Source organism: Janibacter hoylei PVAS-1 (assembly GCF_004025845.1).
GTDB lineage: Bacteria > Actinomycetota > Actinomycetes > Actinomycetales > Dermatophilaceae > Janibacter > Janibacter hoylei.
In genome coordinates, this window is sequence record NZ_PIPF01000003.1 from 97,757 (window position 1) to 111,724 (window position 13,968).

Consider the following 13,968-nt stretch of genomic DNA (forward strand, 5'->3'; position numbering starts at 1 on the left):
GCGCCATCGTACTGAGCCGGCCGCGCCGGTCGGCGGGGGCGCGCGCGGTCAGGCGACGTCGGGTCGGTCGGCGTAGCCGTCGGAGCGCTGCTGCGGCGACCGCTGCGCGATGGCGTCCATGACCTCGTCGGTGACGGCGCGCAGGAGCGCGCCCTTGACGTGCCGCTGCTCGAGGGCGGCGACGTCGACGGGCGGGGCGAAGCGCACGGTGACCCTGTGCGGCCGGATGCCGCGGGCATCGACGGGCTGCGCCTTGTCGGTGCCGATGAGGGCGCAGGGCACCACGGGTGCGCCGGAGGCGATGGCGAGCCGGCCGACGCCGGTGCGCCCCTTGTGCAGGCGGCCGTCCCGGCTGCGGGTGCCCTCGGGGTAGATGCCGAAGGCTCCTCCACCGGCCAGGTGCTCCTGCGCGAGCTCGAGGGAGCGGGCAGCAGCGCGGGCATCGGACCGGTCGACGGGGATCATCCCGCCGAACTCGCCGAACCACAGTCGCCCGAGCCACCCGGAGACGCCGGTGCCGGTGACGTACTCGGCCTTGCCGAGGAAGCCCACCTTGCGCCCTGCGGCGAGCGGGATGACCATCGAGTCGAGGAAGCTCAGGTGGTTGCTCGCGATGATCACCGGGCCGGTGGCGGGCACGTGCTCGGCCCCTTCCACCTCGAGCCGGAGGTAGGCGCGAAGGGGAGGCCCCACGAGCACTCGCCGCAGGAGCCACTCCATGACGCGCATCGTCGGGTGGGTGCTCACGCGGCCAGAGTAGTCAGTAGCGTCGGGGCCATGATCAGCACGGGTCGGGTCCGGGTCGTCGTCGCCGGGAGGGCGTCGATGGTCCGCCTCCGCGTCGACGGTCAGCCGTACCCGGTGGCCGGCGAGACCACGCTCGTCGACCTGTCGCCGGGTCGCCACCGCGTGGACGTCGAGTCGAGCGACGGGACGACCACCTACGGGGAGGCCACGAGCGAGGTCGACGTCCACCCCGGGCAGCAGGTCGACCTGCACTACGCGCAGCCGCGGTGGCTGTGGGGCCGTGGGCACCTCGGCCCGGCCCCGACGACACGCAGCTGGGCACCCGACTGGCGGCACATCGCCATCGGCTGCGGTGGCGCGGTCGCCCTCATCTGCTGCTGCGGCTCCGCCGGGGTGCTCTGGGAGCGGCTCGCCGGCTGATGCGGCTCAGCTCACTCCCACTCGATGGTGCCCGGCGGCTTGCTCGTCACGTCGAGCACGACCCGGTTGACCTCTTCGACCTCGTTGGTGATGCGGGTGGAGATCTGCGCGAGGACGTCGCCGGGCACGCGCGTCCAGTCGGCGGTCATCGCGTCCTCGGAGGAGACGGGGCGCAGGACGATCGGGTGGCCGTAGGTGCGGCCGTCGCCCTGGACCCCGACGGAGCGCACGTCGGCGAGCAGGACGACCGGGCACTGCCAGATCTCCTTGTCGAGGCCGGCGGCGGTCAGCTCCTCGCGGGCGATGGCGTCGGCCCGGCGGAGGATGTCGAGGTTGGTCTCGGTGACCTCGCCGATGATCCGGATGCCCAGGCCCGGGCCGGGGAAGGGCTGGCGGTCGACGATCGGGTCGGGGACGCCGAGCTCACGGCCGACCTGACGCACCTCGTCCTTGAAGAGGGCGCGCAGCGGCTCGATGAGCTTGAACTGCAGGTCGTCGGGCAGGCCGCCGACGTTGTGGTGGCTCTTGATGTTGGCCGCGCCGGTGCCGCCGCCGGACTCGACGACGTCCGGGTAGAGCGTGCCCTGGACGAGCCACTTGACGGGGTGACCGGACTCGTCGCCCTCGCCGACGACGTCGCGCGCCGCCTGCTCGAAGACGCGGATGAACTCGCGGCCGATGATCTTGCGCTTCTCCTCGGGGTCGGTGACCCCGGCCAGCGCGCCGAGGAAGCGCTCCTTGGCGTCGACGACGACGAGCTTGACGCCCGTGGCCGCGACGAACTCCTGCTCGACCTGCTCGGCCTCGCCCTGCCGCAGCAGGCCGTGGTCGACGAAGACGCAGGTCAGCTGCTCGCCGACGGCGCGCTGCACGAGCGCCGCCGCGACGGAGGAGTCGACGCCCCCGGAGAGGGCGCACAGGACCCGGTCCTCGCCGACGGTCTCGCGGATGAGGTCGACCTGCTCGTCGATGACGTTGTCCGCGGTCCAGTCGGGGCTGAGCCCGGCGCCGCGCAGCAGGAAGTTTTCCAGCACTGGCTGGCCGAAGGTCGAGTGCAGCACCTCGGGGTGCCACTGGACGCCGTACAGGCGACGCTCGTCGTCCTCGAAGGCCGCGACGGGTGCGCCGGAGGTGCTCGCGGTGACCCGCATGCCCTCGGGGGCCTCGGTCACCGAGTCGCCGTGGCTCATCCACACCGACTGCTCCGCGGGCTGGCCGTTGAAGAGGGTGGACTCGCGGTCGCTCACCTGCGCGCGGGTCGATCCGTACTCCCGCAGGCCGGTGCGCTCGACGGTGCCGCCGAGCGCCTGGACCATCGCCTGGAAGCCGTAGCACATACCGAAGACGGGGACCCCGGCCTCGAGCAGCGTCACGTCGAGCGAGGGGGCGTCCTCGGCGTAGACCGACGAGGGTCCTCCGGAGAGGATCACCGCGGCCGGCTCCTTCGCGAGGATCTCGGCGACCGGCATCGTGTGCGGCACGACCTCGCTGTAGATCTTCGCCTCACGCACGCGACGCGCGATGAGCTGGGCGTACTGGGCGCCGTAGTCGACGACGAGGACCGGGCGGGTCTTGAGCGATTCCGTCACTTGCACAGGCTACCGGGCGGCGGGGGCTCCCCCTTCGCCACGTCAGGAGATGAGCGGACTGACCTCGCGGACGACCCGACGCTCCTCGACGAAGGCGACGAAGGGGATGCAGGCGAGCAGCAGCGTGAGGAGCATGCGGCCCACGGACCAGCCGACCTTGAAGCCCAGGTTGGCGGTCGCGACGGCGAAGACCATGAAGATCAGGCCGTGCACGGGCGACCACCAGGCGAGCACGTCATTGTCCATCCCGTACTTGAGGACCATCTCGACGATGAGGACAAACATGGCCAGACCGGCGATGACCGCGGTGATGCGGAAGAAGGTCAGCGCACTGGCGATGGCCCTCGGGTCGGCGGCCTGGCCGCCCTGCGTCTCGTTGCTCACGTCGACTCCTCCACCTCTCGAGCGGGCTCCCCCGCCTCGTCCTGGCGCGCCGCCTGGCGCACGACCTTCAACCACATCCACACCGCAAAGGCGGCGAACATCCACCACTGGACGGCGTACATGACGTTGCGAAACTGCAGCGAGGTGTCCGGCAGCGGCGGCGGGACCCGCTGCGGCGCCGCCGTCACACCGTCCTCGCTGACGGCGAAGACGAAGCCGTTGTAGATGTCACCCTCCCAGAGGTTGACCAGCTGGGCGATGTCCACCGACGTCAGCTCGCCGTCGTCGATGCCCCCGGTCTCGTCGGGGGCCTCCGGAGGGGCCAACGAGCCGACGATCTCGAGGGTTCCCCCAGGCGGCGAAGGGGGGTCCTCCCCCGCGGGCACGTAGCCGCGGACGACGGCCAGGTTGGCGCCCGTCTCCTCGACGACGAAGCGGTCGAGGACCCAGCTGACGGGCTGCCCCTCGAAGCGCCGGTCGACGACGAGGAGCGGCTCACCCGCGTACCTGCCGCGCATGCTGATCCGCTGCCCCGACCCGTCGTCGGGGAAGCCCTCGTGCGGGGCGATGACGTCGGCGACGGGCCGCACCGGGCGCTCCTGGACCTCGCGGACGGCCTCGGCACGGGCGACGTCGTGGGCGACTGACCACTGCCAGCGACCGGCGATGATGCCGAGCGCGACGAGCGCGAGCGCCACGACGAGCAACCCGAGGTATCGGGGTCGACAGGCGGTCCGCAGCACCGCCTCAGGCTACGTGAGCGCTCTGGGTGCTCCGCTCACGCACCCCGCACGGCCGGCATCGGCAGCGACACCTTCGAGCTGGTGTGGGTGAACTCGCGGACCGCCGGCGTCCTCGGCGCGATCGGGTCGAGCCGGCGGTAGGCATCACCCTGGGCGGGCCGCACGTCGGCGTCACCGACGTTGGGCCACAGCGAGAAGGCCCGCTCGGCCTGCGCGGTGATCGTCAGCGAAGGATTGACGCCGAGGTTGGCCGAGACGGCCGAGCCGTCGACGACGCTGATACCCGGGTGGCCCCACAGGCGGTGGTACGGGTCGATGACGCCGGTGGCCGGCGAGTCGCTGATGGGGGCCCCACCGAGGAAGTGCGCGGTGAGCGGGATGTCGAAGGCCTCGCTCCACGTGCCGCCGGGGTAGACGGGTTGACCGAGCCGTGCCGAGAGCTTGTCCGCGAGGACCCGGATGCCCTCGTGCCCGGCCTCGATGTAGGTCGGGTTCTCCTCGCCGTGGCCCTGCTTCGAGGTCAGCCGCCGGCGCCCACCCGGCCCGGTCGTCAGGTAGGTCGTCAGCGAGTTGTCGAGCGACTGCATGACCAGGCCGATGACCGTGCTGTCGGCGAAGTGCGTGCCCGGGGGGAACCACGCGATGAGCGCCGGGATGTTCTTCGGCAGGTCCGCGATGAGCTTGAGGAAGCGCGGGGTGCGCCCTGTCCGCGGCGGCGCGAGCAGCGTGGTGAGCATGCCCATCGCGTCCGACCCGCGCCCGTACCGGACGTTTTCGATGTGGGTCGACTCGTCCGGGTGGAAGGAGGAGGTGATGGCCACCCCCTTCGTCAGGTCGTGCTCGCCCTCCGGCGGCGACGATGCGAGGGCACCGACGAGGGCCTCCGAGTTGGTCCGCGTCAGCTCGCCGAGGCGGTCGCTGATCGCCGGCAGCTCCCCGTCCGCCTTCATCTCGTGGAGCAGGTGCTGGCTCCCCCACGTGCCCGCGGCGACGACGACCTTGCGCGCCGTCGTGACACGAGCGGTCTTGTCCCCCAAGGCATCCGTCGCCTCGTGACGCACCCGGTAGACCTCGTCGGGGCCGTCGGTGCCGGGGACGACCCCGACCCGGGTGACCGTGCGCATCGGCACGATCTGCACGCCCAGGCCCTCGGCAAGCGCGAGGTAGTTCTTCACGAGCGTGTTCTTGGCGCCCACCCGGCAGCCGACCATGCAGTTGCCGCACTCGGTGCACGTCGTGCGCGTGGGACCCGCCCCACCGAAGTAGGGGTCGGCGACCGTGCGGCCCTGCTGCTCCGGGGAGTCGTCGTCGCCGAAGAGCACGCCGACGGGGGTCTTGCGGAAGGTGTCGGCCACACCCATCTCGTCGGCGGCCTCGCGCATGGCCTGCTCGACGACGGACTCGCACCGGTTGGTGACGACACCGAGCATCGTGCTCGCCATGTCGTAGTGCGGCAGCAGCTCGGCCTGCCAGTCGGTGATGTGGCCCCACTGGCGGTCCCGGAAGAAGACCTCCGGCGGCACGTAGAGCGTGTTGGCGTAGTTGAGCGAGCCACCGCCGACACCTGCGCCGGCGAGGATCATCACGTCCTTGAGCATGTGGATGCGCTGGATGCCGTACATCCCCACCTTGGGCGCCCACAGGAAGTTCTTCAGGTCCCAGCTGGTCTCGGCGAAGTCCTCGTCGGCGAAGCGCCGACCGGCCTCGAGGACCGTCACGCGATAGCCCTTCTCCGCCAGGCGAAGGGCGGCGACCGAGCCCCCGAAGCCGGAGCCGATGACGAGGACGTCGGTGTCGACCGCGGTGTCGACGTCAGCCGGGGTCACCGCATGCCCGCCGTCTTCATCGCGCGCAGCCCGAGGGTGAGCACCTTGGCGTGGAGCGCGTCGCTCATGCCGAAGGCGGGGGCGATCGGGACCAGGTGCTGCACGGCGACCGTCTGGGCCTCCGTGTACTTGAGGATGCCCTCCGCGCCGTGGCGGCGACCCATGCCGGAGTCCTTCATCCCACCCATCGGGGCACCCATCGAGGCCCACGCCGCGGCGTAGGCCTCGTTGATGTTGACCGTCCCCGTCTCGAACCGGGCGGCCAGACGCCGGCCGCGAGCGATGTCGCGGGTCCACACCGAGGAGTTGAGCCCGTACTCGGTGTCGTTGACGAGCGCGATCGCGGCAGCGTCGTCGGCGACCCGGTAGATCGACACGAGCGGACCGAATGTCTCCTCGTCGCGACAGGTCATCGCCGAGGTGACGCCCTCGAGCACCGTCGGCTCGAAGACGTAGGGCCCGAGGTCGGGGCGGTGCCTGCCACCGGTGAGGACCTTCGCCCCCTTCGCCGTGGCGTCCTCGATGTGGGCGGTGACCGTGTCGAGCTGCGCTTGGCTGACCAGCGAGCCCATGTCGTAGCCGTACTCGAGGGCGGTGCCGATCGTCATGGCGTCGACGGCGGCGACGAAGCGGGCGATGAAGTCATCGGCGATCGCCTCGTGCACGACGACCCGCTCGGTCGAGATGCACAGCTGGCCGGCGCTGGAGAAGCACGCACGGACCGCACCCTCGACGGCGCGGTCGAGGTCGGCGTCGTCGGCGATGTACACCGAGTTCTTGCCACCGAGCTCCATGCTGAAGGAGACCAGTCGCGATGCCGCGGACTGGGCGACGCGACGGCCGGTCGCGGTCGAGCCGGTGTAGCAGACGTAGTCCGTCGAGTCGACGACCGCCTGCCCCGTCTCGGAGCCGGGGCCCAGCACCACCTGGAGGACGCCCTCGGGCAGACCGGCCTCGTGGAGCAGCTCGACGCCCGCGAGGGCCGTGACCGAGCCCTGCTGGTCGGGGCGCAGGACGACGGCGTTGCCGGCCATGAGCGCGGGCAGCGCGTCGGTGATGGCCAGGCTCAGCGGGTAGTTCCACGGCGAGACGATGCCGACGACGCCCTTGGGCCGGTGGTGGACGCGGGTCTGGGTGAGGAGCGGGTAGGCGCCGGCCACCTTGCGCGGCCGCAGGTGCGACTCGGCCGTGCGGCCGTAGTAGCGCGCCGCGAGGGCGGTGTCGAGCACCTCCTCGAAGGCCTGCTTGCGCACCTTGCCCGACTCGATCTGGACCAGGTCGAGCAGCTCGACCTGGTGGGAGAGGACGAGGTCGTGGAAGCGCAGGAGCACCCGACGGCGCTCGTCGAAGGAGGTCGCGGCCCAGCGCGCCTGGGCGGCGCGGGCTCCGGCCACGGCACGACGCACGTCGCCCTCCCCGGAGAGCGGCAGGGCGGCGATCGGGCCGCCCGTGAGCGGCGAGGTGCGCGTGAAGGTCTGCGCCGTCGGCGAGGCGACGACGCGGCCGGCGTAGCGCCGGGCACGAGCGGGGTCGACCGCGTAGGTCGCCGTGGGGTCCAGCTCTGGGTCAGCGATGATCTCCGAGGTCATTACCTCACGGTAACCGGGGGTCCCCGGACGCGCCAGAGGACGTCCGTGAATCGGCCCATGAAGGCGGCCCCTCCCCCTTCGCCCCGGGCCCTCCACCCGCATTTCCCTAGGGAAATACCACCCCCAGTGCGCATCTGCCTAGGGAAATGCGCCACCCCTTCCGCATCTGCCTAGGGAAATGCGCACCCCCTCCCGCACGTGCCGAGGCAGATGCGGAAGGGGGGTGGCGAGGTGGGGTGGGTCAGCTCGGCTGGTGTGGCGCGACGACGACCTCGATGCGCTGCAGCTCCTTGACCTCGGTGTAGCCGGTCGTGGCCATGGCCCGGCGCAGCGCACCGATGAGGTTGGTCGTGCCGTCGGCCACCTTGCTCGGGCCGAAGAGCACCTCCTGCAGCGGCGCGACAGAGCCGACTTCGACGCGCGCCCCACGAGGCAGCTCGGGGTGGTGCGCCTCGGCGCCCCAGTGGAAGCCGCGACCGGGGGCATCGGCCGCGCGGGCCAGCGCCGCACCCAGCATCACGGCGTCGGCGCCGCAGGCGACCGCCTTGACGATGTCGCCACTCGTCCCGAGGCCACCGTCGGCGATGACGTGGACGTAGCGGCCACCGGACTCGTCGAGGTAGTCGCGGCGGGCGGCAGCGACGTCGGCCACGGCGCTGGCCATCGGCGCGTGGATCCCCAGCGCTTGGCGGGTCGTGTGGGCCGCTCCCCCGCCGAAACCGACGAGGACACCCGCCGCACCGGTCCGCATGAGGTGCAGGGCGGCGGTGTAGCTCGCCGCGCCACCGACGATGACCGGCACGTCGAGCTCGTAGATGAATCGCTTGAGGTTGAGCGGCTCGGACCGGCTGCTCACGTGCTCGGCGGAGACCGTCGTGCCGCGGATGACGAAGAGGTCCACCCCCGCGTCGACGACGGTCTTCCAGTGCTGCTGCGTGTTTTGCGGGCTGAGCGCACCGGCGACCGTGACGCCGGCCGACCGCAGCTCGCGCAGCCGCTCGCTGATCAGGTCGGGCTGGATCGGGGCCGCGTAGATCTCCTGCATCCGCGCCGTCGCGAGGGCCGGGTCGAGCGAGGCGATCTCCGCGAGCAGCGGCTCGGGGTCGGAGTAGCGCGTCCACAGGCCCTCGAGGTCGAGGACCGGCAGACCGCCGGCCTCGCCGAAGGCGACGGCCGTCGCCGGCGACATCACCGAGTCCATCGGGGCCGCGATGACCGGCATCTCGAAGTGGTAGGCGTCGATCTGCCAGTCGAGCGACACCTCCTCGGGGTCGCGCGTGCGTCGACTCGGCAGCACCGCGATGTCGTCGAAGGAGTAGGCCCTGCGGCCACGCTTGCCCCGGCCGATCTCGATCTCGTTCACCCGCCCAGCCTAAAGGGCTTGGCCCCTCGTGGGTGACGGCGCATACTTGCATGGCCGACGCATGTATCTCTCCCGCCGGCCAGGGTGGCGACGAGGCCGCCGCCTCCCCCCTTCGCACCCCTGACAGGAGACCCCTGTGTCTGCACCTGCGCACGATCCCACGCTGCCCACGGAGTATCCGGACAAGATCGACGCGGCCGTCCTCAAGATCGCCGGCGTCGTCGTCCTCGGCTCGATCATGTCGATCCTCGACATCACGGTCGTCAACGTCGCGCTCCCGCACTTCCAGACCGACCTGGCCACGGGCCCCGAGCCGCTGCACTACTCGACCGTCGCCTGGACCGTCACCGCCTACACGCTGGCCTTGGCCACCGTCATCCCGCTGACCGGCTGGGCCGCTGACCGCTTCGGCACCAAGCGGCTCTACCTCGCCGCGATCGCCTTCTTCGTCGCCGGCTCCGTCCTGTGCGCCTTCGCGCCCTCCATCGAGATGCTCATCGGCGCCCGCGTCGTCCAGGGCCTCGGCGGCGGCATGCTCATGCCGCTCGGCATGACGATCATGACGCGCGCGGCCGGCCCGGACCGCATCGGTCGCCTCATGGCGATCCTCGGCATCCCGATGCTCCTCGGCCCGATCGGTGGCCCGATCCTCGGTGGCTGGCTCATCGACAACGCCCACTGGCTGGGCCGCCCGAGCTGGACCTGGATCTTCCTCATCAACCTGCCCCTCGGCATCGTCGCCCTCGTCTACGCCGCGCTCGTCCTGCCCAAGGACCACACCGAGCCCACCGAGTCGCTCGACATCATCGGCCTGCTCCTCATGTCGCCCGGCCTGGCGCTCTTCCTCTACGGCGTCTCGTCGATCCCCGAGGAGGGCACGGTCAACTCGCCCAAGGTCTACGGCACCGCCCTGGCCGGGCTCGTCCTCATCCTCGCCTTCGGCTGGTGGTCGATGCGCCCGAAGCACCCGCTGCTCGACCTGCGTCTGCTCGGCAACCGGCAGTTCTCGATCGCCGCGCTGACGATGTTCCTCTTCGCCGCGGCCTTCTTCGGCGGCCTGCTCCTCATGCCGACCTACTTCCAGCAGGTGCGGGGCGAGACGACGACCATGGCGGGCGTCCTGATGATCCCGCAGGGCCTCGGCGCCCTGGTCACCATGCCGATCGCCGGCATGCTGGTCGACAAGTACCCCGTCGGCCGGATCGTGCCCGTCGGCATCGCCCTGATCACCGGCGGCATGTTCGCCTTCACCCAGCTCTCCGCGGACTCGAGCTACTGGGGCTTCGTCATCCCGGCGCTCTTCGTCATGGGTCTGGGCATGGGCGCAACGATGATGCCGCTCATGACGAGCTCGCTCAAGGCGCTCACCGCCCACCAGGTGGCCCGCGGCTCGACGCTGCTCAACATCACCCAGCAGGTCGCGAGCTCCTTCGGCGTGGCCATCGCATCGGTCGTCCTGACCCGTGGCTTCGAGGACCGTCCCCTCATCGGTCAGGCGCAGGCCTTCGGCGAGGAGAGCGCCGAGGTCACCGACCCGGGCGCGATGCAGCAGCTCCTCGCGAAGTTCCCCGAGGTCGCCCAGGTCATGGCGCAGTACGCGAGCGACCCGCAGGCCGGTGCCGCCGCGCTCGTGCACGCAGTGCGCGTCGACATGGCCGAGGCCTTCGCCGCGACCTACTGGGTCTCGGCCTTCATGTGCCTCGCGACCCTCGTCGTCGCGGCCTTCCTCCCGCGCAAGCACGAGGAGAGCCACATGCTCGACGAGGAGCCCGGCGAGGCCGCTCCGGTGCTCATGCACTGACTCCACCCGACCAAGGAGGGGGGCCACGCGCGGAATCCTGCGTGGTCCCCCTTCGTTGTCCGTGGCGAGTACATCCCCGACCGAAGGACCGCCCCATGGCCAAGTTCAAGAACGCCGCTGTCGTCCTGACCGCCACCGAGACCGCGCGCCAGTGGGCGCGCAACAACCCCGACAAGGCGGGCGACTACATCGACAAGGCGACCGGCTTCGTCGACCGGCGCACCAAGGGCAAGTACCACAAGCAGCTGAGCGGGCTCTCCCGGACGGTGAAGAAGAACGTCACCGGCGTGGACACCGTGCGCGGGTCGGCGGTGCACGACGCCCCGCCGGCGCCGAAGGGTGACACGCCCTTCCCCGACCTGCGGATGTGAGCCGGCGCCCGCCCCGCTAGACCTCCGTGGCCTCGAGGACCCGCAGCACGTTGCCGTGCGCGAGGGCCTCGAGGTCGCTGCGGCTCCAGCCCCGCTCCCCCAGCGCGCCAAGCAGCCGCGGGTAGCTCGCGACGTCCTCGAGCCCGACCGGCGTCTCGTCGACGCCGTCGTAGTCCGCGCCGATGCCGACGTGCTCGATGCCGACGACCTCACGCAGGTGCTCGAAGTGCGCGACGACGTGGTCGAGCGTCGCCACCGGGTCGGGCACGACGCAGGTGCGTCCGAGGACCTCGTCGGCCCGGGCCGGGTTGACGAACTTCGGCACGACGTTGGCCATGACGATCCCGCCGTTGCCCGGGATGCGCTCGAGGACGTCATCCGGGACATTGCGCGGGTGGTCGCACACCGCTCGCGCGCCGGAGTGGCTGAACATCACGGGTAGACGCGTCGCGTCGAGGGCGTCGTGCATCGTCTCCGCGCTCACGTGCGACAGGTCGACGACGACCCCGAGGTCGTTCATCCGGGCGACGACCTCACGACCGAAGTCGGTCAGTCCGCCGTGCACGCGCTCGTCGGTCGCCGAGTCGGCCCAGGGCGTGTTGTCGTTGTGCGTGAGCGTCATGTAGCGGGCACCCCGGTCGGCGAAGCCCTCGAGGGTCTCGAGCGACTCGTTGATGCTGTGGCCGCCCTCCATCCCGACGAGCGCGGCGTGCCGGCCCTGCGCCCACGCCGCGTGCACGTCGGCCGCGGTCCGCGCCGAGACCATCTCCTCGTAGCGGGCGCACATGGCCGCGACGAAGTCGATCTGCTCGTGCGTCGCGGCGACGGCCGCCTCGCCCTGGAGCTCGCAGGGCACCCACACCGACCACAGCTGGGCGGCCAGGCCCCCTGCGCGCATCCGCGGCAGGTCCGTGTGCAGGTGCGGCTGCGGCTGGGCGATGTCGCAGGCGTCGAGGTCGTAGCCGGCCACCTCGCGGTGGTGCCACGGCAGGTCGTTGTGGCCGTCGAGGACGCGGATCGGGTCGCTGCTCGTCGTCATCGCTCCAGTCAACCACCGACGCAGAGGGCTATCCCCACCCCTCCCGGGCGGCCGGCTCCGCGGGCATGCTGGTGCCATGCACCCCGGAGCGCACAACGCCATCACCGACGTCCCGGGCATCCGGGTCGGCCATGCCACCCGTGACGAGCCCGGCTGGCTCACCGGGACGAGCGTCGTCGTGCCGCCCGTCGGCACGACCGGTGGGGTGGACGTGCGCGGCGGCGGCCCCGGCACCCGCGAGACCGACCTGCTCGACCCCCTCAACCTCGTCGACGCCGTCGACGCCGTCGTCCTGTCGGGCGGCAGCGCCTACGGCCTGTCCGCCGCGGACGGCGTCGTCGCGGCGCTCGCCGACGAGGGGCGTGGCTGGCCGGCCGGCCCAGGAGCCGGTGAGGTCGTGCCGATCGTCCCGGCCGCGATCCTCTTCGACCTCGGGCGGGCCGGGTCGTGGCGTCACCACCCCGGCCCGGACGAGGGCCGGGCCGCCTACCTCGCGGCGAGCGACGGCCCGGTGGACGAAGGGGGTGTCGGCGCCGGGACCGGAGCCCGCGCCGGCGGGCTGCGCGGCGGCATCGGGTCGGCGAGCGCCGTGCTCCCTTCGGGGGTGACGGTGGGCGCCCTCGTCGCGGTCAACGCGGTCGGCTCGCCGCTCTCCCCCGACGGTCGGCTGCTCGCCGAGCGCCTGCTGGTACCGGGTGAGGTCGACGTGCCCGAGCCCGATCCCGTTGCGGTGCAGGCCCACTGGGAGCGTCAGGCCGCCGAGGCGCAGGCGCTGCGGGCCGGGACGGCGACGACCCTGGCCGTGGTGGCCACGGATGCCGCGCTCGACAAGGCGGGCTGCGCGAAGCTCGCGGGTGTCGCGCACGACGGCTTCGCCCGGGCGCTCTCGCCGGTGCACACCGGGTTCGACGGCGACACGGTCTTCGCCCTGTCGACACCCGGCGGGCCGGCCGTGGACCCCTTCGCCTTCGTGGAGCTGCAGACCGCTGCCGCCGACTGCGTCAGCCGCGCCATCGTCCGGGCGGTCCTCGCGGCCGAGTCGGTCGACCGTAGGGCCACCGGTGGGGCCGAGATGCGCTCGTACCGTGCGGCGGTCAGTCGAAGGGAGTGATGTCGACGGGGGTGTCGGAGCCGTCGCTGCTGCTCGTGCGCTCGGGGACGTGGTGCCGCATCTCGCGCTTGGCCACCCAGCCGCACAGGACGGCGAGCGGGAAGCTGATGAGCGCGACACCGAGGAACTCGTCACGCATGATCAGGCCGGTCAGGGCGACGAGCACGAGCACGACGGCGAGGACGAAGGCCGTCATCCCGTGCAGGCCGGCCAGGTCGCTGCGGGTCTCGCGGGTGCGCAGCCACCGGTGCCGCAGCAGGTGGTGCACCCACAGCAGCACCCAGCCGATCGGCAGCAGCGCCATCGGCAGCAGCCCCCACTCCGAGGCGACGGAGTCCTGCAGCTCGGCGAAGACGATCACCGCGACGAGCAGCAGCGGCAGCCAGCCGACGAGGCAGACCATGCCGGCCAGCTCGAGCCAGCGAAGGGGGGCCGACCACCGGCCGTCGGGTCCCACCGACGGCCCCGCCGGCTCGACCGCGGCTGCGGTCTCCCGCGCGGCCTGCCGCTGCGGTCGCTCACGTGCCCGCTCTTGCGCGACGACCGGCTCGTCGGCCGCGGCCCGGTCGTCGGCATCGCGGTCGTCGGCATCTGTCTGCGGGGCGGCGACTCCCCGGTCGACGGCACCGACCAGCGCCGCGAAGCGCTCGCGCTCCTCGGCCGGCGACCACCGGTCGATGCGCAGCTCGTTGCCGGCCGCGTCGACGTGGACCTGCTCGGAGGCCAGCTCCTGCCAGGTCTGACGCAGCATCGGCACGAGGAGCGCTCCGGTGCACAGGAGCCACCAGACGCCGACCGTCGGCGGGTGGAGCGGCGGGTCGGTGCGGCCCTCGACGACCATCCGGGTGAGCATCGACAGCGCGGCGGCCAGCACGAGCATGAGCACGAGGCTCACGACGAGACCGGCCACCTGGGAGATCCACCACAGGAGACTGCCCGGCGGCCCACCGATGCCCTTCGCGCGCTTCGACTCCGGCCCGGCCAC

Annotated in this window: 13 protein-coding genes; 4 read left to right on the plus strand and 9 right to left on the minus strand. The window is 72.0% G+C overall.

Features of this window, described 5'->3' with window-relative positions; translation table 11 throughout:
- Nucleotides 1-48 precede the first annotated feature (48 nt).
- The gene (locus tag CWN80_RS03845) at nucleotides 49-747 is read right to left on the minus strand and encodes a lysophospholipid acyltransferase family protein (RefSeq protein ID WP_007924388.1); all 699 of its coding nucleotides are present in this window, start codon (nucleotides 745-747) and stop codon (nucleotides 49-51) included.
- Between the two features lie 30 nt (nucleotides 748-777).
- Here CWN80_RS03845 and CWN80_RS03850 point away from each other — a divergent pair, with 30 nt between their 5' ends.
- Entirely contained in the window at nucleotides 778-1,167 is a 390-nt protein-coding gene (locus CWN80_RS03850; protein ID WP_007924386.1) for a cadherin-like beta sandwich domain-containing protein, read from the plus strand.
- 11 nt (nucleotides 1,168-1,178) lie between these two features.
- Here the strand turns inward: CWN80_RS03850 and guaA are convergent, their stop codons facing one another.
- The 6 genes from guaA to CWN80_RS03880 form a co-directional block, all read right to left on the minus strand.
- Nucleotides 1,179-2,756, minus strand: coding sequence for a glutamine-hydrolyzing GMP synthase (gene guaA / locus CWN80_RS03855; protein ID WP_128276916.1), 1,578 nt, complete (start codon nucleotides 2,754-2,756; stop codon nucleotides 1,179-1,181).
- 42 nt (nucleotides 2,757-2,798) lie between these two features.
- A complete protein-coding gene (locus CWN80_RS03860) occupies nucleotides 2,799-3,140 on the minus strand; it encodes a DUF3817 domain-containing protein (RefSeq protein WP_007924367.1) in 342 nt (113 codons plus the stop codon).
- The gene (locus CWN80_RS03865) at nucleotides 3,137-3,883 is read right to left on the minus strand and encodes an SURF1 family protein (RefSeq protein ID WP_040880516.1); all 747 of its coding nucleotides are present in this window, start codon (nucleotides 3,881-3,883) and stop codon (nucleotides 3,137-3,139) included. Before CWN80_RS03865 ends, CWN80_RS03860 begins: the two co-directional genes overlap by 4 nt.
- Before the next feature lie 35 nt (nucleotides 3,884-3,918).
- Complete coding sequence (locus CWN80_RS03870; RefSeq protein WP_007924363.1) at nucleotides 3,919-5,709, minus strand: FAD-dependent oxidoreductase; 1,791 nt, start codon at nucleotides 5,707-5,709, stop codon at nucleotides 3,919-3,921.
- A complete protein-coding gene (locus CWN80_RS03875) occupies nucleotides 5,706-7,298 on the minus strand; it encodes a succinic semialdehyde dehydrogenase (protein ID WP_007924362.1) in 1,593 nt (530 codons plus the stop codon). The genes CWN80_RS03870 and CWN80_RS03875 overlap by 4 nt, the downstream gene beginning before the upstream one ends.
- 241 nt (nucleotides 7,299-7,539) lie before the next feature.
- On the minus strand, nucleotides 7,540-8,661 hold the full coding sequence (locus CWN80_RS03880; protein ID WP_007924359.1) for a GuaB3 family IMP dehydrogenase-related protein: 1,122 nt from the start codon (nucleotides 8,659-8,661) through the stop codon (nucleotides 7,540-7,542).
- A gap of 136 nt (nucleotides 8,662-8,797) precedes the next feature.
- On the opposite strand from CWN80_RS03880, the gene CWN80_RS03885 reads away from it, so the two are divergent.
- Together CWN80_RS03885 and CWN80_RS03890 are read left to right on the plus strand one after the other, a co-directional pair.
- Nucleotides 8,798-10,462: a DHA2 family efflux MFS transporter permease subunit gene (locus CWN80_RS03885; RefSeq protein ID WP_007924358.1), complete on the plus strand. Its 1,665-nt coding sequence runs from the start codon at nucleotides 8,798-8,800 to the stop codon at nucleotides 10,460-10,462.
- A gap of 95 nt (nucleotides 10,463-10,557) precedes the next feature.
- Nucleotides 10,558-10,833, plus strand: coding sequence for an antitoxin (locus CWN80_RS03890; protein WP_007924356.1), 276 nt, complete (start codon nucleotides 10,558-10,560; stop codon nucleotides 10,831-10,833).
- A 16-nt stretch (nucleotides 10,834-10,849) separates the two neighbouring features.
- Here the strand turns inward: CWN80_RS03890 and CWN80_RS03895 are convergent, their stop codons facing one another.
- Nucleotides 10,850-11,872, minus strand: a complete 1,023-nt coding sequence (locus tag CWN80_RS03895; RefSeq protein ID WP_007924355.1) for a dipeptidase — start codon at nucleotides 11,870-11,872, stop codon at nucleotides 10,850-10,852.
- 76 nt (nucleotides 11,873-11,948) lie between these two features.
- Between CWN80_RS03895 and CWN80_RS03900 the strand changes: the two genes are divergently transcribed.
- Nucleotides 11,949-12,983 (plus strand): P1 family peptidase, encoded by a 1,035-nt coding sequence (locus CWN80_RS03900; protein ID WP_007924354.1) that lies wholly within the window; start codon nucleotides 11,949-11,951, stop codon nucleotides 12,981-12,983.
- Here CWN80_RS03900 and CWN80_RS03905 read toward each other — a convergent pair.
- On the minus strand, nucleotides 12,967-13,968 hold the full coding sequence (locus CWN80_RS03905; protein WP_128276917.1) for a hypothetical protein: 1,002 nt from the start codon (nucleotides 13,966-13,968) through the stop codon (nucleotides 12,967-12,969). The two genes, CWN80_RS03900 and CWN80_RS03905, sit on opposite strands and share 17 nt — an antisense overlap.